The following is a 23,323-nucleotide window of genomic DNA, read 5'->3' on the forward strand; positions in this document are numbered from 1 at the left end:
AACGATTCTAGAGAAATCCACCAACAAATAACAAGACATAAGATCGAGACTGAATTTTTTTCAGCCTCGATATATTAGGTGTGTTATTGTTTTTCTTTAACTAACTTAATAAATGAACTCAAATCCATTAACCAGCTTTGCTGTGTGGGTTTGTAAGTTTCATGAAGTCGTTTGGGTAACACGAGCTGCAAGTTGCTTGCCTGCATTTCATCAGTTTGATTTTCACTTATTCCAGGTTCGAGAGTAAAGAGGTGCTTATGCTTAATTCGGTGAGCCTCAGCCAATACCTGCCTCCATCTGTCCTTGCATGAGGATTTGACACCCAGCATGGTTAATCTGGATTCAGGGTACAATGAATCAAAGTAACTATTAATATCTGGAAACAAAAAATCCGGCTTAGATTTATTTTCCGTTACTGGCGTTCGAGAATAAGTCAGGTTATGAGTCTTGAATATTTCCTCCAGATGATTTTCCAGAGCATATCCGACACGTGATTTTCTGCGATTGTGGACACTCAATGAGAATTGAATAAAGCCCTCGACATCAGTGATGCCATCATCCCTAAACCCCGCTTCGAGCCGCCTCGCGACCATATGCCGTTCTAGACGCCTAAATAACTTTTCTTCATGTTCAATCCACTTTAACAAAGTTTGATCAGGCTCCTCAATCGGAGAAACATCTTTGAGCGTCCTCCGAGCTAGCGTTGAGAAATCTGACGTGCTCGGGAAACCTGAATCTATGAAAGGTTCGATTATACTATCAATATAACTACCATCCGGGTCTGAAACTTCAATACCCAACTCCTCAAGGATATAACGAACAACATAATCAACTTCGGGGTCATTACCCTCCTCAAAGGATTGATATGTGAATTGTTTGTCTATTAATTGAACATCGAATAGCCATAACAACTGGTTCTCAAATGTACTTTCTTCAGGTACTACAATTACATAAATTTCGTCATCGGGTCTTTTGGCAACTATAAGAAGGTCGCCTTCTTTGGCTAGATCCATTACAGGATTGCTATTAAAATAAAGCCGGTACTCAGCAGAGCGATGCGGTTGTCTCTTTCTTGAGTCATACCACGTTACTTTTCCTTCTGAAGTGATACCCTCATTTTCTCCGGATAACCACATAAATCGGGCCATACTCGATCTTTCGCCATCACCCAACAAATTTCTCAACAGCCTGACACCGTTGAATTCATGTTGGTTGGATTTGGAGCGATTGGCCTCTACAGCAGTGAGGCGCTTTATTGCCACCCCTTCAAAATACTGTGAAAGAAATCCTCTCTCCATAAGATAACACCCTCACAAATCATAGATTGTCAGCATTGCCCGCCAATCTCTATCGATGTCATATCCGTCGCTTGCAACCACTGGGCACATAGTTCTATTACCTCTTCGCTATTGATACGGTATTTTCCTTTCAGAGAACACTCCCAAACAACTCCAATTCTCCACCCCATATTTTGTAGGTGAGTCACGTAGTTTCTATCCAAATCTATATTCCGATTTATCTTTGCATACCAAAACTCCTCATTGGAGGAAGGCCATTTAAATAAATGGCAAGAATGTCCATGCCAAAAACAACCGTTAACAAAAATGACCGCCTTGAATCGGGGAAAGACCATGTCTGGTTTTCCCGGCAAGCCTCGGTCATGAAGTTTATATCTAAAACCCAGCTGGTGAAGCCCATGTCTGAGAATCATTTCAGGCTTCGTATCCTTGTCCCTGATACCAGACATCATACGACTTCTTATCTCAGGTGAAACAATGTCAGACATAGACTTCAACCCTCTCAAATAGCACTTCAACCTGGTCGGAATCCTTTACAGTTCTCATCACCTTGAAAATAAATGGAAGCATGTGTGCTGCTACTGCTTCAACAACAGGTACAGCGACTGAGTTTCCAAATTGCTTGTACGCCTGTGTGTCAGAAACAGGAATTTCAAACATACTTTGCCCCGGTTTATCGAATCCCATCAGTCTTGCACATTCACGTGGGGTTAGTCTTCTAGGATTTTTCCCTTCCTGTCTGATCAGAATTTCCGAGCCATCTTTGTAGTACCTTGCAGATAGTGTACGCGCTACATCTTCAGGACCAAATAAACCGTAACCAAATCCATTACCCTTTGCCCTATGCTTCTCTGCATAATTCTGAAGATACTCCCACAATCGGTCACTTAAGGTGTACTTGTCCGCAACTCTACCCGCAGGTATTTCCGTATATGGAGGTTCAGGCGCTTCTGTCCCATCCTCCTGATGCAGGATTGATCCGAGTCTAGGTCCCGTATCGGGGATCTTCATATCCTTAAAATCAAACCCGACATCTTCACGGAAACCCACAATGAATATACGCTCCCTGTGCTGAGGAACATAATGCTTTGCATCAATAACACGAAAATCAACATGATAACCCAGTTCTTCTTGTAAGGTTCTCATGATTACCTTGAAGGTGTTCCCTTTATCATGACTAACCAAATTCTTAACATTCTCGAGTAAAAATGCCTTTGGCCGGTGATATTCTATCATCTGAGCTACATCAAAAAAAAGTGTGCCCTGTGTGGCATCATGAAAACCATGTGGACGACCTAATGAGTTTTTCTTGGATACGCCCGCAATAGAAAATGGCTGGCAAGGAAATCCTGCAACCAACACATCGTATGGTGGCATATTTTCCAGATCAACATCCCGTATATCACCATTTACCGGGTGATCACATTCATAGTTGGCTTGATAAGTCTTTCTGCATGCGGAGTCCCATTCACTTGTAAATACACATTTGCCGCCAATTGATTCAAATGCCTTTCTCAGACCACCGATACCTGCAAACAAATCAATAAACCTGAAGTTGAAATCACTCTCCGGATGTTGACCTGATCGCACATTGTAAATGCTTGTAAGCTCTCTTAGCAAATCTATTTCGGGCACAGACTCTCCATTTTCCCAGCGGTAAATAGTCCGTTCGCTTTTCCCAAGTAGACGAGCAACTTCCTTAATCGAGTATCCTGTCGCCTCTCTTATGTGTGCAAATTCAGTGTTCTTGAATGCTTTCATTACAAAGTCAGCCTCCCTGTCAAAAATATTCCCAGGGGAACGTTTTTGACATAAGAATACCAGACAGAACATACTTTCGCAATATTAATTTAGTTATACCGTACACCAAACCGCTTTTGTAATAAATCATAGGCTATAAAATTATCAGCTGGTCAAAAAACGGCTAATCTTGAAAGAAACAGAAACATAATAATACAAGCACGATTATTGACTTTGAGTATTAGAACAGTAAAACTTTTAGAATAAATGGAACTAGGAACCTAAATTAAAGGCGTCCTATTTAACCTTGAAAGTACCTTGATCGATAATTTATGATCTATCGACGATGCAACAACTTATCGAGAGTTATTTGCTCAGCTAGCCGCCAAATATTTACATCCTTATAATATTAGGTGCCCTACCCATGCCTTGCTTTATTATCTGACTTGACGCTTAGGGGGAGGTCGATTTAGGTTTAACACACCAATACGAAGGTCCTTATCTTCCATTACTTACAACAATCCTATCGATATATTCACCCCGTAGCCTGACCCCTCAATAACTTCATTATCATATCCCCCAATTCTCTCCATAATGATTTACCATATTCTCAATCGTAAGCATAATCGCACAGCTCTTCATTATTTTCTCGACTCTCTCAAGGAATCAATCTTAATATACCAGTAAAGCGAATCTTAATCCTTGTATCTAGTCATTGATTTTTAAATAGCCTAGATAGTGAGTCTATGCTGTATTACTCGAAACAACTTTTCTACATGTGCCCAAGATTCACTAGAGCATTTTTCGAGGCAGGAATTCTCGCGACTCTCAAGAATTATAGCTATATTATGTATTTTAATGGGGGGTTCAAATGAACGTTCAGGATTTAGGTAAAATTCTTGGCGATATGTATAATAAAGCACCACAAGGAAAGCAAGTTGCAAAAATCCATCTATTCGGTGTTAAGTATGCGGAAGTAATACATAAAAACCATTACAGTGTAAAGGATATCGTAACAGCCTCTGGAATAAACATTTCATATACAACCGAAGTCAGTAAAGGGATAAAACTTTCAGAATATGTCGTGCCTAGAGATTAAACCTTTTCTATAAGAACCCTTGTACAAAATATATATATAAGGTCTTGTCTAAACGAAAAATCCACAACCGAATTCAGTTGTGGATTTTTCAATGGAGGCGAACTTACATTGTCTAAAATCCAGTCAATTAGAAATCGAGATAAGATAAATAAGACAAATCCATCAAGATGAATCTTGGTATGATGGACTATTCCCCTATCTTATGCACTCTATGGGTGCCTTGGCAACGGTCTAGTATTTTTAATAAAGAGACCCTAAAATAATTTTCTCCGAAGTATGAGGATTTTCGGGAAGGGTTTCTGAAATGAGTACAGACATGGATAGAGGTAGAAAGCCAAACACACAATTAATGATGTCCTAAGTTATCTTCTATTGCATTTATCCATTCGAAGCTAATTGATTCATTCTCCACATTCGGATAAGTTGGAAAGGGTAGATGAACAGGATAACTAGCAAATGGATTAACTAAATACTTAACCGTTAAGGTCGGTAGCTTTACATTCCAATTCTGTTCACAGTGAAGAATCCCAGTTAACGAGGTATTAAGAGGAGGGTTTGACCCTTTCGGCATTATTAACCCCCCCTCCCAAGCACTTCTTCATGTTCCCCGGTCTTTCGATTATAAATAACAACCGAGGGACCGTATAATACTTCTGCAACTTCTTCCCAATCAACTCCAAAGTCTGCCGCTTTACAAATAGCTACAAATATAGGCCCATTCCATTTATATTTCCTAAGCTTTGACTTGATCCTTTTCTCAATTGCTTTAGCAGGTTCTAAACTTTGTGTGGGACCTAGTAGCGCAAAGTTAATTTTTGATTTATTAGAGAGATCTCTTTTGGGAGAAATAAGGAAGCCTCCATAAAACCCATTTTCTTCAATAATAAGTTCCTCCTCAGGATCAATATCATTAGGATCAATAATATCCAGATATTGTATAAGTCTCCTTTTAATCAAACTAGGCTTCAGACTGTTTTTATCAATATTTTGATACCATAAACCAACATCAAAAAAATGTTCAACATCACTTAGATAATTAAGAAGCCGATCTACTGATTTCCTTCTTGACCTGTTTCCTCCGGTTCAAATATTGTAACCACATCTAAGAGACCAGTGCTATCATTAATTGTCCACAATAGCTCTGGAGTTTGGCCATTAGAAAGAGTAGGATTGAAATTGACCTCACCATATCTTGAGCATATTTCTGCAACTAAAAATTCATTAACCTGAGAAATAAATATTTTATCATCTAGGCTCCTAAGCCTACTGTAGTAGCTCGACTTTTGTTCATCAGGAATTTTGTTAAACCATTTTTCTAAAAACTCTTTAAAAGATGCATGTTTATGGGTACTACTTTTCGCAACATATGCAACCAAAGGTGTTTTCCAAGTTTCTCCTGGCCCCGGTAAGTTTTGAATAAAATTCAAATCATAAAGCATAGTAGCACACCTTTCACATCCATAAGATTTGTAAAGGGGATTTCAAACCTATGTATTCGTAATTCAGCCTTTGTTTTAAACATCTCCATATTATTACATCCCCCGGTAACAAGACAAAAGTATTTAAAACGCCCTGAAAAAGACGAACCCGTCCAACTTAACCACTATTGGTTTTTATGGACGAGGGTTCAATTTTATCCGAACTGCGACTTACAACAGTCGTCGAGACCCGTTGAGATTATTAAGTTGCCTAGAGTGAACATGGTTCTAAAGGTCACCATATCATCTATAGAGCGAAATTTAAGTAAGCCGTTTTTCTAAGGCCAACTTTTGACTTCCATACAAAAAATATATTATCTACTTGCTTTAGCTAATGTATATTCAAGATCCTTTAATGAGAAGCCATCTATTATGCCACGTTCAGCAATAAACTGAAATAGTTCTTTACATTCTCCTTCTAAGATTTGATCCAAGTCATATACTCGTTTACCTAACCAGATAGCTAAATCCACAAGCTGGATCCCAATATTATCTGCAGAATTTACAAATTCTATATCTCCAGTAAAATAGTCAGCCGTTTGTATTACTGGGTCTGAGAAGAGCTCCGAAGAATCAATGACTTTAGTATTATTATCAAAAGAATTTTTCAATTGCTTGTAAAATTCATTTTGTTCGTCATGGACAAATTTACAAATTTTCAAATTTTCTCTTTTTAAATAATGATTCAGCGTCCCAATTGCTATATTAAAAGTAGCCAAATTAGCAGAGCGGTATTTTGCATTGTTTCTAAATATATCATCGGAATCTTCTCTTAATCCCTCTCTACGGATACGAGCTCGTTCTTCCACCAATATGTCAAGTTCTAGAACCTGCATCGGATGAGCAATAGCATAATCAAATATTGCACTGAACATTTCAATATCTGAAATAAACTTGGGGTTATCTATACAGTGCTGTTTTATTTCCTCCATCAATTCCTGAAATTCTTTTTCTCCTCTATCTATCAGACCTAACACATTCCAAAATCTTTTCCGATGCTCCGTTGTCAATGTTTTTGCCATAGCATAAGTAACTAAAAGCCGATTAAATTTAACATTGTAGAGTTCTGGAGGAGCAGCCTCATTATTAACACTATCAAATAATAGGTCAACAAACATCATCGTTGCAACATGTTCTCTTTCTACTCTAGAAAAAACAAATTTTGCATCTATGTCTTTGTATATTTTTATTAAGCCCCTAGCTATTGAATTAATCCGCCTAAGTCCTAACTCTCCCGCATGCAGTTCACTGAAACCTACATTCTTCAATAGCGTTTTAAGCTCATTCTTCGCTAATTCAACATCATAAGAGGAAAGCATAACACCTACCCAATGGAACTTATCTGTTCCGCTAAATATCTTAATACCAGAATTTCCTGATTCATCTACAAAAGCTGTTAATTCACTCAATTACACTACCCCCACCTAAAATATTTCACCTATTGGTTTTCTTTGGGTTAAACCTCTATCTAGCCTTGAAGCACTAAATCTAAATAAGTTTAGCCCTTCCATGATATGCATTAAAGCTGGTTTAGAACTTTTTCACTTCTTATAATAAGGTTTTTTATAAAGTCACTTATTCTGGACGAATAAAAACATGAACTGGCATGTTGTCCGTTTTGTTATTAAGATCATTTTCAATTCCGCGAGGATTAGCTATGTATCCTTCTGGATCATAAACAAAACATAATAGTGTTTTGCAATCTGGATGAACCTTATATCTTTGAATATCAATAATCAATTGCTCTCCCAGGTCTTTTGCCTTCATACTCTTGCGAGAACGTTTCACTTCAACAACAATCTTTTCATTTTTGAGTATAAAATCGACTCTTGACCCTCCACCTGCATAGCTAGGAGTCCATTCTTCAGCACGAATATCATCAAAATGCAGATGCATGATACTATGCAACAAATCTTGAACATCATACTCATCTGTAATATCTAATGTAGGACGCTCACTATGCCTACTGCGTAATTGTTTTGCTACCCTATGAAATTTGTTAAAAATATTCCCAAGATTATCTATTGGTTCTAGCACTTTTGACGCTTTCTTGGCAAGAATCCGTCCTACCTGAGCCTCATCTCTAATACTTTCTAAAAGCTTTATACCATTTACTACGTGGCTTTCGTAAACATCTGAAACATGATCATTAAAACTTTTTAAATAGTAGCTATCCTCTTCCAGTAGTTCCTTAAGACATTGCTGAGACTTTGCTTGCCATGCTTTGAACCATGAAGAGTCAACTACAATAAATCCCATATACCCGTCATCTTCCGCTGTTGCTTTCAAACTATTTCCCTCATTAATCAATTCATTTAATCTATTTATAAAGTCCATATATACCATCCCTCAACATAACTCTCCCAGATCAAATTTAAACTGTTGATTGATACACAACTTTTGAATTTTCCTCAATCATTAATAATTTTCCGTATCTGCTCAAGCTTTTGCTGGCTAGCCCTGTATCTTGTGTATAAATGAACGACTAATTCATTAATTTCTTCAGTAAGCTCTTCACGAATTTCCTTTGAGTCAGTTTCTGCAAGTTTGTTTAGCCTAGCAGTTATCATTCTTTTAACACCTACTGAGCTCCTTTCACCAGCTCCGTATGCTTCCATGTAAACTTCCCAATAATCATATTCATGAAAATGTTCTGACCATATTTTTGAAATGTGCTTTCCTTCCCTTGCCAGTCTTATAATTTCATCCGAGTCTTTCTTATTCATATTAACCTCCAGAAATTGGTGAAAATTATTCCGCTACACTGTTTTAGTAGGTATCCAGGCTAAATCAATCCTCATATTCAACTTTACAAAGAGAAACCTTATAGCCCACTTCTTTTATCGCACGTACATGATCAACCAAATTTATAAGACTAAAAAAGAATAAGCATTCACTAAGAGGGCCTTCTTTAGTTGTTGGCACCACATAAACAAACTCAGGCATGTCATGACCCAGAAAATCTTGTTTAGACCACTTTTGGATGTATGCTTCCTCCACCTTTTTTTCTACCCGTGAATCGCCTCGTAGAAGCCTTGCAGAGACACTTCCCTGTGCAAAAAGATGACTAAGGGTTGCTGAACTGTACATCTTTTTAACGCACAGAAACTGCATTTCTTTTGTTAAAAGGTCACATATCTCGTATTTCTCTGTTAGACTAAAATACAAGAGTTCCTTGTCAAAAAGAAGCCAATTTTTATTTTTGCTTACACGCTCGTTATACTCCCCTTCTTTTTCTCCTACTTTTATAGCAGGCAATTTTAGAGTGTCGGTTATGTCCGGAAGAGCCTTAACCACTTCTTTAACCCTTTTCACATACTCATTGTCTACCTGAAACCAGTTGCCTAAAGATAGTACGTAGGTTTCTGACGCATTGTTTATTTCCGCCACAATAAATTCACGCATTTTAAACTTTGCAGTTACAGGAGAAGCTTCGCTGTCCAAACCAATTATGTGCACCTTATCTAGGTAATTATCTATATCCGGATTATCATCCAAGAAATCATAAAAGCTCTCTAATGTTATGTCAGATAACTTACTGCTTCGAGCACCCATAAAAATTTTGTAATGATCTACATTTGATTCTGGAATTTCAGGAAGAGCTACTGTAACTTTTTGGGTCGATCTATTCTCCAGCAAGCCTTCTAATTCTAGATTCAACATCTGAATTTTTGAATCGGCACGCTTTAATGGGCGAAGATAGTCTATAAATTCAAAATGTTTCTTATACGTATCTATTTCAAATCTTTCTAATAAACTTTCACACAGTTCACCTAGTTCTTCAATCGTGGTTTCTGTAGTAATTGCTAAAGAATCAGAGCCGGAGAGCTTTGAAGCAAATTCTTTTGTCGCGGGTTTACCACTTACGTATCTAATCCAGTCTATATTTTGATTCAAACCAAATTCAGAAACCTTGCTTCCTACTGTTACATGAGTTCTTCTTTGCTTGGTGACCAAATCAATATTTCTTGTATCTAACGTCTCAATACGTTCGGGGTCAATCTCATTTAAAGTAACCCGCATGCCAAAGCCCTGCTCGATTTTTGATCTGTCTAGGGCACTATAAGCAAATCCAAAAGGAACGGCAAATAAACGCCCACTTACTCTCAGAACAATCAAGAAAGAGTTAGAGGAATTTTGCAAAGTATGGTTTGATAAATCAAAGTTCCTACCCACAAAATCTAGCCATTTAGGAGTCTTAACTTTATTGCTTTGTAAAAAAGCAATACATTCGTAATTTAATTTTCCTGTTATAGACAACTCGGTAAATGGATTATTTCCTGACAAGTACTTCTTTTGTATTGCCTGTTTAAATTCCTTTACATCCTCATTAAGTAAGTAAACCGAGAGTTTCATCAAACCACCTCAGTCAAAATAGGATTAATTACCTATATCTTACTGCTATTCAAATTCCGTGTCTTTGAAAAATTATCCAAATTAAATATGTACAAATGTTTTTATTTTCCTGAAACTACGCAAATCTGTCGCATACACACGATATTCTTATTTACGTGAAGTACACCGTATATGCCGCAAAGATGCTTAACAGGCGGAATAGTAATCGGAAATGATTAGTGAGGATCTCATTCAAAATGCTATGCCTTGAACCATCTCAAATGAAACGTTTCAATTAGGTCAATATAGCTAGAATATGGAAGGTATAAATCGAAGAATTTTTATCTAACTTGCGGGTAATGCCAAAATCATTTCATTCTGTCAATGATTACACCATGTAAGGCAACGAAAAGTACAGTGGATGTGCACAGTTGCCAGTTTGATTCAAATGCAGCTTTACGCAGTGCTGGATGAATACGAAGATTAGCACCCAAAATTTGAGCATTCCATTATTAATCACTACGCAACTAAGAAAAATACTTATTAATGAATGCAATAATTACTTTGTGCCGTCGGAACCCCAAATCCCCTAGAACTACGGTATCAGTACACGAAAAGAAATAGTATACAATTATCTTAAGCTTCATAGCCCTGTAACGAAAAATCCACAACCTATTTTGGTTGTGGATTTTAACTATGGAGGCGAGGGGAGTCGAACCCCTGTCCGAAGGCAACGCCACATAGGTTTCTACGGGTGTAGTGACAGATTTGATGTCACCCTAGAGACTCCCTGTCACCGGATTCCCTTCGGGTCAGCCTGATTATCTTCTTCCGTTGACCCCAGGCGGAGATCAGACGGCGTATCCCACTAAAGTTGGGCCCTATTCCCGGCACATGGGCGATGCAGAGATAGAGCTAGCTCACAGGTTATTAAGCTGCGAAAGCTAAGTTGTTGTTTTGTTTGCCGTTTAATTGGCTTTAGCGTTGATGAAGCGGACGCGTCCCCACTACCCGCTACCCATGCTCGATCTACCCCCGTCGAATCCAAAAACGCCCCCGAAATAAAAGGGTGTTGGATCAAGGTGTAGCTAGCCAGCAAGGGCCTGCTGTTGTTCGTTATCACCATTCCTTCTCCATAATAAGGAACGTGATCCTCTCTTACATCAATTAGTATACCACGTCTGCGCTTCTCGATGTTTATGGACTTGATGGAAACACTGGGAACTTCGCCTTAGCCGACCAAACTTACCTTGCGACTTTCTGCTTCTCGCGCAGCGCCCGCTGAATATCACGCTGAGCATCACGCTTCGCAGCCGTGTCGCGCTTGTCGTATTGCTTCTTCCCTTTGCCCAGGCCCAGCAGCAGCTTCGCATATCCGTTGCGGATGTAAATCTTGAGCGGTACGATCGAATACCCCTCCTGCTTGGACAAGCCCAGCAGCTTGTTGATTTGCACCTTATGCATCAGCAGCTTGCGCGTCCGCGTCGGGTCCAGCGGATTATACCGGTTCCCCTGCTCGAACGGGCTGATATGCATGTTGTGGATATGGATCTCGCCGTTTCGGATCGTTGCGAACGCATCCCCGATATTTACCCGGGCGTTCCGAATCGACTTAATCTCCGTGCCGGTGAGCACCATGCCCGCTTCGTAGGTATCTTCGATGAAATAGTCATGGGAAGCTTTTTTGTTCTGCGCCAGCACTTTACCGTCACTTTTCTTACCCATGTTCTCACTCTCCTCTGAATCCCCTACAGGGCAGTTTACCAGACATTTATTGTACCAACTTAGGCGGTCAAAAGCAAGGATGAGCGCCCTCCAGCCACCAATCTCACGCCTTCCCCCGCGGCAACTTATCGCCATACCTCGCCCGCAATTCTCCCAAGTATTCGAGTTTGGCTAGCACCTTCTCTTTATTAAGTAGCCCGATGCTTAGAATCATCTGCTCGATCAGCAGCAGCGGGGTCACCATGGAATGAAATTCTCCCAAGTCCCCCCGACTCACGTAAAAAGCAGCGTCCACCTGCGCCCCATACCGGAACTCTTCGCGGTCCGTCACCATGACGGCCGAGCATCCGATCCGCTTGACGCAGTCAAGGATCACCTCGGTCTCCGGCAGCAGCCGGGTGAAGTTGAACAGCAGCACGACATCCTCCCGCTGCACATGCGCCAGCGACTCCAGCAGCTCATGGCCGCTGGCCGCCATCATCCGCACCGACATCCCAAATCGCGACAGCCGGTAAAATAACAACTCTCCCAAAGCTACAGAAGGTCCTGGCGCGTAGACGTAGATCCGCCGGGCTCCGGCCATCAAGGCAGCGGCGTGCTTCAGCTCCTCCGGATCGGTCCGCTCTGCCGACTCCCGCAGGTGAAGGCTCGTTTGCTCCAGCAGCTTCAGCGGCAAGCTCGACGGATCGAGCCGGGAGATGGTCGCCTCCAGCTTATGCGCTGGTGTCGTATCGATGGCCTGGCGAAGCCGCAAGCGGAAGTCCTTGCCGTTCTCGTAGCCCGCCGTCCGCCAAAACCGCGACACCGTGGCAATACTCGTACCCACCCGATCCGCCAATTCCTGCTCGGTCATGAACAACGCCTCGTCGGGATGCCGCTCGATGAAATCGGCGATTTTTTGATGCCCAGGGGAGAACTTCGACTGCTTCGCAAAAATTTGATTCCGATACTTCGACATGGCTTCAGCTCCTTAGGGTCTCGTTCTGTTCTCCCCTATCCTAGCAGCCAATTGTTATGTAAATTTATTTACATCGTTTTCACTATGTAAAAAATATTACAATCCGTTGACATACACCCACGCCTCATTTAATACTCGGCCTCTACACTTTGGGAAGAACGACTCATTAAAGGAGGTTTTCCCTTCATGAACCGCAAAACCCTGTACACCCTCACGTCCTCGCAAAAAATGATGATTTTCGTCCTCTCCATGTCCCTGTACGGCTTGTCCAACATGTTCACCGAGCTCATCCCCGAGTTTCGCCTCGGGCCGATCGAACTCTCGGTGGAGTACTTCGCGTTCATCCCGCTTACGCTCTGCATGCTGTTCCACCCGCTGTATGCGGCGGTCGGGGCGGCGCTGGGCGAGGTGATTTTCGGCGAGCTGATGCTCGGACAATTCGGCGGACTCGGCGAGCTGGAAAAATTCCTGATCTTCTCCTTCGCCATGTACGTCGCCGGGCGGATGGTCCGTAACCCGCAAAACCGCCTGCAAGTCGGCACCGCCGCCATCACGGGCGTCATCATTCACCAACTGTGCAGCAGCCTGGTCGACATCGGCAAAGTCTGGATCGGCGTAGAAGAATTAGAAGCCGTGCCCGGGCTGGCGCAAAGCGTCGTGATCGTCGAAGGCGTGGGCTTCCTGAACGACGTGCTGTTCTCCGGCATCCTGTTTGCCTTGCTGCCTACCCTCTATCTAGTCCCTAGATTATATGGAAAAATCGAACCGCTCCTCGGCATCAAACCACGCGAAAAATCCACCAAATACGAAGCCGCTGGCATCATTTCGCCGAAGCTTGTGTTGAGTGGGATCGCGCTGGCGCTGATCGCTTTCGGCGCGGAATCGCTGTCCGAGACGGACTGGAACTTCGGCGAGTGGGACAGCGGATTGGCTGACAGATTGGGCTCGGGCGCCATTTGGCTCAGCATTGCCGCCGCAGCCGTCGTGGCCGTCATCGTCCTGCTGATCATGCGGGCCAAGCGGACACGCAGCATCCAAACCAGCGACGAGTCCGAGAACCTGCCGTATGCTTAATCCGAACAACGAAACCCGCGGCCCCGTGATCGACATCCGCAACGTGTCGTTTACTTACCCGGGCTCGGAGCTGCCGGTGCTGAATGAGGTGAACCTGACGATTGAACCCGGCTCCTTTACCGCCATCATCGGCGGCAACGGCTCCGGCAAATCGACGTTATGCAAGCTGCTGAACGGGCTGATTCCGCATTATTATTCCGGCGACTTTGAGGGCGAGGTACACATTCACGGCCAATCCACCGCGCAAAAAACCGTCGCCCAACTCTCCCGCCGCGTCGGTTATGTCTATCAAGACTTCGACAACCAGCTTGTGCGGCCTACCGTGCTGGACGAGGCCTGCTTCGCCCCGTTGAACTACGGGCTGCCCGACTACAAGGATCGGGCGCTCCACGCTTTGGAGCTTTGCGGCCTCACCCATTTGCAGCAACGTTACATTTGGGAGCTGAGCGGCGGCCAAAAGCATCTGCTCGCCCTGGCCGGAGCCCTCTCGTTGGGCGCAGAGATCCTGATCGTCGACGAGCCGGTGTCCCAGCTCGATCCGAGCCATGCCCGGCAGGTCTACGAAGTGCTGCAACAGCTAAACCGGAACTACGGTAAGACGATCCTTGTCATCGAGCATCATGCTGAGTTTATCGCTGACTACTGTCAGGAGGTTTGCCTGCTGGATCAAGGCCGGGTGTTGTGGAAACGCCCGGTCTCTGAAGCTCTGAACCGCCTGGACGATCTGGAACGGCTAGGCATCCAGCCGCCCGAGGTCACCCAGGCTGCGGCTTATCTAGCAGTCCTGCAGGACGCCAACGGTTCTACGCGGCGGAATTCCAACGAGAAGCAACCCCAGCAGGCAGCATATCCGATTACGACCGAAGCCGCGATCCCTTATTTTCAGCGGCAGCTTCTAACACTAGCGGAGGAAACGTCTGCTCGATGGGCCAACGCTAGCTCCCTATCCGCCGAGGATGGGCATCACCCTAACGTCGCCCAACGGAACCCCGTCATTCAGTTCAACGGGGCTTCCCTAAACTACCGCACGATCCGCAAAGCCGAGCGAACCGTGCTGCATGGCATCGACCTAACGCTCTATGAAGGCGAGCGGATCGCGCTCATCGGCAACAACGGGGCGGGCAAATCGTCGCTGCTGAAGCTGATCGCCGGGATTGCCAAGCCATCCGAAGGCAGCGTTGCTGTCCTCCAGCAGGATACCCGCAGCACCTCTCTGGAGCAACTGTCGCGGAACGTCGCCTTCGTCTTCCAGAACCCGGAAGACATGTTCATCGAGGACAGCGTGCGCAAAGAGATCGCGTATTGCCTGAAACGGCGCGGCTACCCGGACGCGGACGACACGCTCCAGCGCATGCTGCACAGCTTCCGGCTGGAGCCGCTGCAGGACCGCGACGCGCGCCTCCTAAGCGGCGGCCAACAGCGCCGCGTCTCACTCGCCATTGGGGCGGCGACCCGGCCCGCGATCATGCTGCTCGACGAGCCGACGGCCAACCTCGATTTGGCCACCCGCGAAGAGCTGCTGGGCACGCTGGAGGAGCTGAACCAGCACGTCCGCACGGTGCTGATTGCCACGCATGACATGCAGCTCGTCCATCGCTGGGCGACGCGCGTCATCGTCATGCACGACGGCCGGGTGCTGGCGGACGGGACGACGGCGCAGGTCTTCGCCAACCCGGAGCTGATCCGCCGCGCCAGCCTGGCGCTGACGCAAAGCATGGAGCTGTCCGCCGCCCTCGGCCTCCAGCCCCCCTGCGGATCGCCGACCGAGCTGGCCGACCGCCTCTACAGCCACATCACCGGAAAGGAGAACCACCCGCATGCAGCTCGTCCGCAACTGGTTTAACAAAATCTCGCTCGACCGCATCCAGCTCGAATTAATGAACACCGCCTACGGCAGCGGCCATGCTTCCTTGTCCCGGCTGGATCCGCGGGGGTTGCTGATTTGGTATCTGTTTTTTGCCATCGTCCCTTGGTTCCTTAACAGCTATGTCGTCCTGGCTGGCATGTGCCTGTTCGTCATCATTACGACCGTGTTGTCCCGGGTCACGCCGTTTATCATCCTCGTGCTTTGCCTGGGCCTGATCGGACAGGTGGGATGGCTGTTTATTATCTCGTTGTTTTTTGGCGGGGACATCTCCTCCGCCCTACCGCTGCTGAAACTTACGCTCAAGCTGTCCATCGTCTCGCTCGCCAGCATCACCGTGTTTTCCGGCATGGATCCGGAAAAAATCAGCGACGGCTTGCTCGCCCTTGGCGTCCCCGCCGCCTTCTCGTTCAGCTTGTCCTACGGCTACCGCATTCTGCCGGTGTTGTTCGAGGAGTTCCGCAACGTGCTGCTCTCGTACCGGCTGCGCGGCAAAGCGCCCGAGCGGCACGGCGTTCTCTACTGGCGGCTGGGCGCGTATTATTTGAAGCTGCTGGTGTACGCTTTTTTCCCGCTCATGTTGGCGACGGCCAAACGCTCCCGCACCACCGTAGAAGCGCTGGAGACGCGCGGCTTCTCGTACGGCATGAAGAACCCCGCCGCCAAGAAGCTCAAGCTGTCGCATTTGAAGCTGCAGCGGCGCGATGTGCTTTTTCTGGGCGGATCGGCGCTTTATGTGGCGTTATTATTCTGGACTTCCTCTTCACTTATCTAACCGACAAGGAGTTGTTTCGATGCGCATCGACCTGCACACCCACGCCAAGTTATCCAAGGCCACCGATTTCTCGCCGGCCTATTACGAAGAAATGATTGCCGAAGCCAAGGCAAACGGGCTGAATGCCCTCGCTTTGACGGAGCATTTTAATACGCGCAACTTCCATGAGGTCTACGACAACCTCGACCGCCAGTACCCCTTCAATGGGGAATACTACGAGGCGGACGGCCTCCGGATCTTCCCCGGCATGGAGGTGGATATCCGTGAAACCGGCCATATTCTGCTGATCGGACGCAAGGAGTATATTCTGGAGGTGCGCCAGGCGCTGGACAACTATACGGAAAAAGGCGCCTTCATCCCCTTCGACGAGCTGATGACGCTGGCCGAACGCTACCCCCTGCTCAAAATCGGTGCGCATCCGTTCCGCGTCTCCACCCCGCTCCATCATCTGGAGGCGGAGCAACTGCGGCGGTTGGACGCTTTTGACCTGAACGCCAAGGATATGTACGAATACGGCAACGAAGTGAATCGCGCCAACGTCGAACGTTTCGCCGCCGAGCTGGGTAAGCCGGTGACCGCCGGGAGCGACACCCATCAATGCCTGCAATACGGCAGCTTGTATAACGAGCTGCATCGCCCCTGCGATTCCGTCGCCGAGCTGAAGCAGGCCATCTTGAGCGGGGCCTACGAGCTGCGCGTCGCCGACAGCCTGCCCCTCCAGGTCAAAGCCTCCGTTATGCTGAAAAAACTGCTGAAACGCCTCGCGCAGTTGGAAGAGCCCACCCCCACGTTAGCCGATGCCTAAAAACAACCAACCCCCGGAGTCAAAACTCCGGGGGGCTGATTTTTTTGCGTTTCGCTACTCCAGATTAATCCGCCGGATCGTCTCCAGCGGTACCTTGGGCTCGCGAGTTTCCGTCAACAAGCCGTTAACCTCCTGCTGCACGTCGGTAATTTGCGTATAACAGTAACCGCAGATATAGTCGATCGACTTGATCGCCTTCGTGATGCTCTCAAACCGTTCAATAAACGCCTCTTCCCCGCTAACCTGGTTACCGTATCCCCAGCCCGACTCCGATTGGAAGGCGATCCCGCCGAATTCCGTAACGAGGATCGGCTGGCCGCGGTAAGCGTGCCCGTTCGCCAGGGCATATTTCCAATTGTTGAACGAAATTTGGTTGCCGGTGATAACTTCCATGTCCTTGTAACGCTCCAGGAAACGGCTTCCCGATTCCTCATAATCATGCAGGGTCAAAATGTCCGAAACCGTATGCTCCCATCCGTCATTCGTAATCACCGGACGATAAGGGTCAATCGCTTTGGTCAGGTGATAAATCCCTTCCGTAAACTCCTGCTGCTTGCGGTCGTTCAGAATATTGGCCACGCCCCAAGACTCGTTAAAAGGAACCCAGGTGATGATACTCGGGTGATTATATTGTTGGCGAACGATCTCGACCCATTCCTTGGAGAATGCCTCGACAGCCTGATCATTAAATTCGAACGTTGCCGCCATCTCCGACCAGACGAGCAACCCTTTGACGTCGCACCAGTACAAGAATCGGGCGTCTTCAATCTTCATATGCTTACGAACGCCGTTATATCCCATCGCCATGATCTTATCGATGTCTTCGAGAATCGCTTCCTCAGAAGGCGGCGTTAAATGCGAATCCGGCCAATAGCCTTGATCCAAAATCAATCTTTGGTAAATCGGCGTATTGTTCAGCAGTACCTTCCCGTTCTCGATTGAAATTTTGCGCAACCCGAAATAGGAGTACACCTGATCGACCACCTGATCGTCCCGGTACAAAATAAATTCCACGTCGTACAAATTCGGATGCTGCGGCGACCACTCGCTGAATTTCCACGGTCCTCCCGCTTCATGCAGCAAATCGGCGTCTACTCGAAGCCAAGGCCGGTCGATGGCCAAGCGCAGCCGCTTCATGGTTCTACCTTTCAAAGAGATGACGGTCTCCACCTCAAGCTGGCCGCCTTCCAGATCGCCCGCGACCTGAAACTCAAACGCCACAGATCTGCGATCATAGTCAGGGGTGATCTTCACCGCATCCAAATGCGCCGAGTCCACGAACTCCAGCCATACCGTTTGCCAAATCCCCGTGGTTTGCACATAGAAGCATTCGAAGCTATCGCTCTGCCAGCGCTGCTTCCCGCGAGGCTGGGTGCAGCTCTCGCTGTCCTCCGCTTTCAACGTCAGTACATTTTCGCTGCCGAAGGTCACGTACGGGGTGATGTCAAAAGAGAACGCGGCATATCCTCCCTGATGCTCCCCGACATTAACGCCATTGACCCACAGCTTGGCCCGGTAATCGACGGCTTGAAAGTGGAGTATCGCCCGCTGCCCCGCCGCATCGGCAGGGAGGGTTAACTTCTTCTCATACCAGACCTGCGGGTGGAACGTCTCCTCTCCAATTCCGCTCAGCTTGGTTTCGTACGTAAACGGCACCTGGATCTTGCGATCGGCCTGCAGATCTACGTACCAGTTCTCCCGCTCGCCGATATTGCCATCGTCAAAGCGGAAGTCCCACTCTCCATTCAAGTTGATCCATTGCTCCCTCACGAATTGCGGTCTGGGATAATCTTTGATATACATATGGGTTGTCATGGGTTAAACTCCTTTTCCTCTATCTATCTCTTTGCTTTAACTTTCATCTGGGTAAAGCTGAACGTCGAATCGATGCTTCGAAGCCCAACACGTCCGTGGAAATAAGGATCGGGATCCGTATAGTCGATGACCGGTTCCTCCGCTCCGCCCCAATAGACTTGAATGCGAGAACCCGCCATCACGACACGCAGGGAGTACGTCTGTCCGGGTTCCATCGAGGCGCGTCCGCTGCTCACTGCCAGCGAACCATAATTGAGCTTCAACAGCTGCAACTGCCCGTCGGTAAGGCTGATCGCATAGCCCATCGCCGAATCCTGTACTTGATGCTCGAAGTAGGATTCGTTCGTCGTGCGGAGGAACACCTGTCCTTCCCCGCTCAAGCTCTCCGGAATGCCCACTTTCAGCGACAGCTCGTAATCATCCCAAGCCGCGTTACCGACGAACAAACGATCATCCGCGATCCCGCTTCCTTGAAACCCGCCGTCAATGGCTTCGAAAGCCCCGTAAATATTCTCGGCTTCGACCAATTCCAACAGATTCGCTGTCTCTGCTCCCGGCACTTCCGCCGACGCATAAAGCTTCAATTCTTGGAAGCTGACTTGGCCCTTGCGCAGCTTGACCTTTAGCGTATGGTAGCCTTCCGGAAGCTCCATGGCTCCCAGCTTGACCGTTTTCCAGTCCGGGTCGGGATCGGGCGTAATCTTGAAGGTCTGCTTCTCGTTCCCGCTGCTCACTTCGACCGTTGCCGCTTCCTTCGAGGTCAACAAGCGCATCGCTAAGCCGTAAGTTCCGGCCTCGGCCACGTTGACCTTATAAGACAGCCAATCCCCATCCTGCTCCAGCTTCACGAAGTAACTGCGATCCTCCGCCTGACCGATGGAAACCCCATCCGACTTACGGAACTCCCCTGCAGCGGCGTCGGACGGATTCACCTTGAAACCGCGCTCGGCGTCCTTCAAATAATGAACGGCTTCAAGGGTACCCGGAACAGGTTTATACACTTCGAAATCGCTGCTCCCGTTCACATCGTTGGAGAACGCCGTGTACGAATACGAAGGTTCGGCATGGAACGCCGCGTACCCAATCCGGCCCGTAACGGTCGTTTGAACCGGAAGGTTAAACTTCATCATCTGATCAAAATAAACGCGAACCGCGCTTCCGTCATTTTCCACGCGCACCGTATGAAGTTTCGTATAATCGAATTCTTCCGGCAACCGGAGGCTGTCAAGTTGCTCCGCCTGACCTCCGCGGACCTGCATCACGGACAACTCGCCCGTCGCTGGCGTCAATCGTACTGCCCCATAGTTCTCCGAATCGGTATACGAAAAAATCGCCTCCACATAAGCCTGTTCCTCATCCACCGGTTGCTTGAAGCTCAGGTTGTACTCCGCGGTAAATCCGGCGTTCGTTTTCACCTTGCTTAGCCATCTGCTCGTGCCGTCCGGCATCGACTCTACATCCCAATCCGTCTTCGCCTCCGGCTGATCCAAGCGACTTTGGAAATCCGGTTGCTTCGGAACCGGCTGCGCGGTATTCGTCGGCCCCAGCACTTCCATCCGGTCGCCGTTGAACACGATCCGATCGATATCCATTTGCCGCACCGGCGGGCCTTCCGCAGAGTGGCCCACCAAATTGTGATAGACCATGTAATAGGAATCCAGATCCGGCCCAACAAAGCTCGAGCTATGACCCAAGCCAACGAACGAACCGGATGTGTGAATCACCACCGGATTGTTGTCCGGCACCTGATAAGTCCCCGTCGGGTCGTCGTGAGCGACGGCATAGTTAATCCGATATCCTTTGCTGAATACATGATTGCCGGTATATGTCATATAGTACGTGCCGTTGCGTTTGATGATCGTGGAGCCTTCCGTCCACCCGCCCAGATAAGCGTTGGTCGTAGACCCGACATCGATCGTATAAGGATCCGTCATCGGATGGATGACGATGCCCTGGTCTCCCGCATGCGTGAAGTACCACTTCCCGTCATCATCAATAAATACCGAGCCGTCGATGCTAAGTCCCAAGTTCTCCGTTTGCACCTCAAACGGCCCCGTTGGGCTCTCGCTTCGTAAGACGTAGTGTCCGTTCCCGGCGGGCGAGGTGTACATATAGAAGTATCCGTTCCAATACACCACCTCAGGTGCATAAGCCCCGGTCGTAATCGGATCCTCGGTCACCAAGCCTTCGGGTGTCCAATGAATCAGGTCCTCCGAGCTCCAGCCTTTGATCCCGGCGCGGAAGTCCTTCGTACTGCAGTAGAGATAATACTTTCCGTCGTGGCGAAGAATATAGGGGTCGCCGATGCCGTAATCCTCCCATTCTTCGGGCAGCGTAAAAGGGTTCTGATAAGTTGGATCCTGATCGCTATACAATTTCACCTTCACCCCTTCGTTCGAGCTACATGAACCAAGAACTAGTGCGAAACAGACGGCCGCGCACAAGGCGGCCAGCGTGAACTTCTTCCTTCTCCCGGGCTTTTGGTTATCCATCTTCGCTTCCTATCCCTTCAAACCACTGATGGCCAGCGATTCGACGAAATACTTCTGACAAAAGAAGAACACCAGGATGACGGGAACCATGGCAATCACCGAAGCCGACATAATCAACGGATAATCGGAATTGCTGATATACATCGATTGCAGGGAAGCGATCATCACCTGGATGGTCTGCTTCTCCGGCGTATGCAGGTAAATTAAGGGTCCGAGAAAATCATTCCAGATCCCCATGAATCCCAGCGCAGCTTGAGCCGCAATCGCCGGCTTCGCGATCGGCAGGGCAATTTGCATAAACGTGCGAATGAATCCGCTCCCATCCAGCTTCGCGGCTTCGATCAATTCCGTCGGGATGGAGCCCTGCATGAACTGACGCAGGAAGAACACCACCACGATGTTGCCGAACAACCCAGGAACGATTAACGGAAGCAACGTGTCTACCCAATCCAACTTAGAGAACCCGATAAATTGCGGAATCATCATGACCGAATACGGAATCATCATGGTGCCGAGCAAACACATAAAGATCGTTTCTTTGAACGGAAAATCCACCTTGGCAAACGCATAGGCCGCCATCGTGGAAACGAATAAACCGATCGTCAAGACGAAAACCACGATCGTCGCGCTATTCAGAAAACCATGGAGGATCGGCGCTTCGGCCCAAACTCCCTTGTAGTTGGCGAACGTGGCGGGATTCGGAATCCACTTCGGCGGAAGGTCGAATACGTTCTTTTTCTCCTTAAGGGAGGTCGATAACGACCAGGCCAGCGGAGCCAACATAATAATGGAACCAAACAATAAGATAAGGACATTGATGCTAAGGGTGATTCGACGTCTCAGCAGCATAAACACGCCTCCAATGCTAAAGTCTCAAGTAACGCTTTCCTAATCGTTGTAGATCCAACGTTTGGATAAACGGAATTGGAGCAGCGTTAAGATGAAAATAATGATGCCAAGCACCCAAGCCAACGAGCTCGCGTAACCCATGTTGAAGTATTCGAACGCATGCTGGTAAATGTAGAACACCACCGTTGCCGCGCTGAATTCAGGACCCCCGTCCGCGGCCATGACATAGATCTGGCTGAACGCTTGGAACGTACCGATGACGCCCATGACCACGATATAGAAATGAATGTTCGACAGAAGCGGAAACGTGATATGAACGAATTTCTGAAATCCATTGGCCCCGTCCACCTCGGCCGCTTCGTAATAGCTTCGGGGGATCGATTGCAACCCGGCCAAATAGAGCACCATATTGCCCCCGATACCGCCCCAGAGTCCCATCAAAATCAAGGACGGCTTGATCCATAGGGGATCGCCAAGCCAGTTCGGTCCGGTGATATGAAAGCTATTCCATAACAGCTGATTCAGCAGACCGTAGTCCTGGTTTAAGATCCATTGCCACAAGAGGGAAACCGCGATGATCGGCGAGATCACCGGGATGTAATAGATCGTCCGAAATACCGAGATGCCCTTGATCTTCTGGTTCATGAGGATCGCCAGCAGCAGGGAGAGCACCATGCCAAGAGGGATCCCGATTAGCATGAACACCGTGTTGAACAGCGACTTAAACACCTTCTCGTCCTTAAACAGATCCACGTAGTTGGCTAAGCCGACAAACTTCGGGGACGAAACCATGTCCCACTCCGTTACGCTTAATACGGCTGAGGCAATTAACGGAGCAAGGCCGAAGATGAGGAACCCGAGCAGCGGAACCGCAACGAAGCCGTAAGCCCACAGGATCTCCTTGCGCCGAAAACCGGGGATTTTATTAGTCATGACCCTTCTTCCTTCCCGCGAAAGAAATTAGAGAAGGTGAAAGCAGTACGCGCCTGGCTTCCACCTTCCATTGTTCATCTATC

Annotated in this window: 20 protein-coding genes and 1 other RNA gene; 5 read left to right on the forward strand and 16 right to left on the reverse strand. The window is 47.3% G+C overall.

Features of this window, described 5'->3' with window-relative positions; all coding sequences use genetic code 11:
* Positions 1-83: 83 nt before the first annotated feature.
* From IM700_RS08825 to dcm, 3 genes are read right to left on the reverse strand one after another with little or no spacing between them, the layout of a single operon-like run.
* Entirely contained in the window at positions 84-1,298 is a 1,215-nt protein-coding gene (locus tag IM700_RS08825; RefSeq protein WP_193417247.1) for a type II restriction endonuclease, read from the reverse strand.
* A gap of 29 nt (positions 1,299-1,327) precedes the next feature.
* Positions 1,328-1,786, reverse strand: a complete 459-nt coding sequence (locus IM700_RS08830; RefSeq protein WP_193417248.1) for a very short patch repair endonuclease — start codon at positions 1,784-1,786, stop codon at positions 1,328-1,330.
* Positions 1,779-3,059, reverse strand: coding sequence for a DNA (cytosine-5-)-methyltransferase (gene dcm, locus IM700_RS08835; protein ID WP_193417249.1), 1,281 nt, complete (start codon positions 3,057-3,059; stop codon positions 1,779-1,781). The genes IM700_RS08830 and dcm overlap by 8 nt, the downstream gene beginning before the upstream one ends.
* An 850-nt stretch (positions 3,060-3,909) precedes the next feature.
* Here dcm and IM700_RS08840 point away from each other — a divergent pair.
* Positions 3,910-4,137: an HTH-like domain-containing protein gene (locus IM700_RS08840; RefSeq protein ID WP_193417250.1), complete on the forward strand. Its 228-nt coding sequence runs from the start codon at positions 3,910-3,912 to the stop codon at positions 4,135-4,137.
* A 573-nt stretch (positions 4,138-4,710) separates the two neighbouring features.
* Here IM700_RS08840 and IM700_RS08845 read toward each other — a convergent pair.
* The 9 genes from IM700_RS08845 to IM700_RS08885 form a co-directional block, all read right to left on the reverse strand.
* Positions 4,711-5,094: a hypothetical protein gene (locus IM700_RS08845; RefSeq protein ID WP_193417251.1), complete on the reverse strand. Its 384-nt coding sequence runs from the start codon at positions 5,092-5,094 to the stop codon at positions 4,711-4,713.
* A 92-nt stretch (positions 5,095-5,186) separates the two neighbouring features.
* Positions 5,187-5,576 (reverse strand): hypothetical protein, encoded by a 390-nt coding sequence (locus tag IM700_RS08850; protein ID WP_193417252.1) that lies wholly within the window; start codon positions 5,574-5,576, stop codon positions 5,187-5,189.
* A gap of 353 nt (positions 5,577-5,929) precedes the next feature.
* Positions 5,930-7,024 (reverse strand): DUF3800 domain-containing protein, encoded by a 1,095-nt coding sequence (locus IM700_RS08855; protein WP_193417253.1) that lies wholly within the window; start codon positions 7,022-7,024, stop codon positions 5,930-5,932.
* Positions 7,025-7,190: 166 nt separating this feature from the next.
* Positions 7,191-7,961 carry a PD-(D/E)XK nuclease domain-containing protein gene (locus IM700_RS08860; RefSeq protein ID WP_204801134.1) on the reverse strand — a complete coding sequence of 257 codons (771 nt, stop codon included), beginning with the start codon at positions 7,959-7,961 and terminating at the stop codon, positions 7,191-7,193.
* Between the two features lie 65 nt (positions 7,962-8,026).
* Entirely contained in the window at positions 8,027-8,341 is a 315-nt protein-coding gene (locus IM700_RS08865; RefSeq protein ID WP_193417254.1) for a hypothetical protein, read from the reverse strand.
* 64 nt (positions 8,342-8,405) lie between these two features.
* The gene (locus IM700_RS08870; RefSeq protein ID WP_193417255.1) at positions 8,406-9,971 is read right to left on the reverse strand and encodes a DUF6119 family protein; all 1,566 of its coding nucleotides are present in this window, start codon (positions 9,969-9,971) and stop codon (positions 8,406-8,408) included.
* A gap of 673 nt (positions 9,972-10,644) precedes the next feature.
* Positions 10,645-11,008, reverse strand: a transfer-messenger RNA (tmRNA) gene (gene ssrA / locus IM700_RS08875).
* A 187-nt stretch (positions 11,009-11,195) separates the two neighbouring features.
* Positions 11,196-11,675: an SsrA-binding protein SmpB gene (gene smpB / locus IM700_RS08880; protein ID WP_178024351.1), complete on the reverse strand. Its 480-nt coding sequence runs from the start codon at positions 11,673-11,675 to the stop codon at positions 11,196-11,198.
* Positions 11,676-11,778: 103 nt separating this feature from the next.
* Complete coding sequence (locus tag IM700_RS08885; RefSeq protein WP_193417256.1) at positions 11,779-12,633, reverse strand: MurR/RpiR family transcriptional regulator; 855 nt, start codon at positions 12,631-12,633, stop codon at positions 11,779-11,781.
* A gap of 186 nt (positions 12,634-12,819) precedes the next feature.
* On the opposite strand from IM700_RS08885, the gene IM700_RS08890 reads away from it, so the two are divergent.
* The 4 genes from IM700_RS08890 to IM700_RS08905 are packed head-to-tail and all read left to right on the forward strand — an operon-like array spanning position 12,820 to position 17,151.
* Positions 12,820-13,707 carry a DUF8171 family membrane protein gene (locus IM700_RS08890; RefSeq protein ID WP_193417257.1) on the forward strand — a complete coding sequence of 296 codons (888 nt, stop codon included), beginning with the start codon at positions 12,820-12,822 and terminating at the stop codon, positions 13,705-13,707.
* Positions 13,700-15,550: an ABC transporter ATP-binding protein gene (locus IM700_RS08895; RefSeq protein ID WP_193417258.1), complete on the forward strand. Its 1,851-nt coding sequence runs from the start codon at positions 13,700-13,702 to the stop codon at positions 15,548-15,550. Before IM700_RS08890 ends, IM700_RS08895 begins: the two co-directional genes overlap by 8 nt.
* On the forward strand, positions 15,525-16,346 hold the full coding sequence (locus IM700_RS08900; RefSeq protein WP_193417259.1) for an energy-coupling factor transporter transmembrane component T family protein: 822 nt from the start codon (positions 15,525-15,527) through the stop codon (positions 16,344-16,346). Before IM700_RS08895 ends, IM700_RS08900 begins: the two co-directional genes overlap by 26 nt.
* Positions 16,347-16,365: 19 nt before the next feature.
* Positions 16,366-17,151 (forward strand): PHP domain-containing protein, encoded by a 786-nt coding sequence (locus tag IM700_RS08905; protein ID WP_193417318.1) that lies wholly within the window; start codon positions 16,366-16,368, stop codon positions 17,149-17,151.
* Between the two features lie 54 nt (positions 17,152-17,205).
* Here the strand turns inward: IM700_RS08905 and IM700_RS08910 are convergent, their stop codons facing one another.
* The 4 genes from IM700_RS08910 to IM700_RS08925 are packed head-to-tail and all read right to left on the reverse strand — an operon-like array spanning position 17,206 to position 23,240.
* Positions 17,206-18,966 (reverse strand): glycoside hydrolase family 2 protein, encoded by a 1,761-nt coding sequence (locus IM700_RS08910; RefSeq protein WP_193417260.1) that lies wholly within the window; start codon positions 18,964-18,966, stop codon positions 17,206-17,208.
* Positions 18,967-18,989: 23 nt separating this feature from the next.
* Positions 18,990-21,458 (reverse strand): family 43 glycosylhydrolase, encoded by a 2,469-nt coding sequence (locus IM700_RS08915; RefSeq protein WP_239483720.1) that lies wholly within the window; start codon positions 21,456-21,458, stop codon positions 18,990-18,992.
* 9 nt (positions 21,459-21,467) lie between these two features.
* A complete protein-coding gene (locus IM700_RS08920; RefSeq protein ID WP_193417261.1) occupies positions 21,468-22,307 on the reverse strand; it encodes a carbohydrate ABC transporter permease in 840 nt (279 codons plus the stop codon).
* A gap of 39 nt (positions 22,308-22,346) precedes the next feature.
* On the reverse strand, positions 22,347-23,240 hold the full coding sequence (locus IM700_RS08925) for a carbohydrate ABC transporter permease (protein WP_155606961.1): 894 nt from the start codon (positions 23,238-23,240) through the stop codon (positions 22,347-22,349).
* Positions 23,241-23,323: the final 83 nt, after the last annotated feature.

Source organism: Paenibacillus rhizolycopersici (assembly GCF_014947195.2).
GTDB lineage: Bacteria > Bacillota > Bacilli > Paenibacillales > Paenibacillaceae > Fontibacillus > Fontibacillus rhizolycopersici.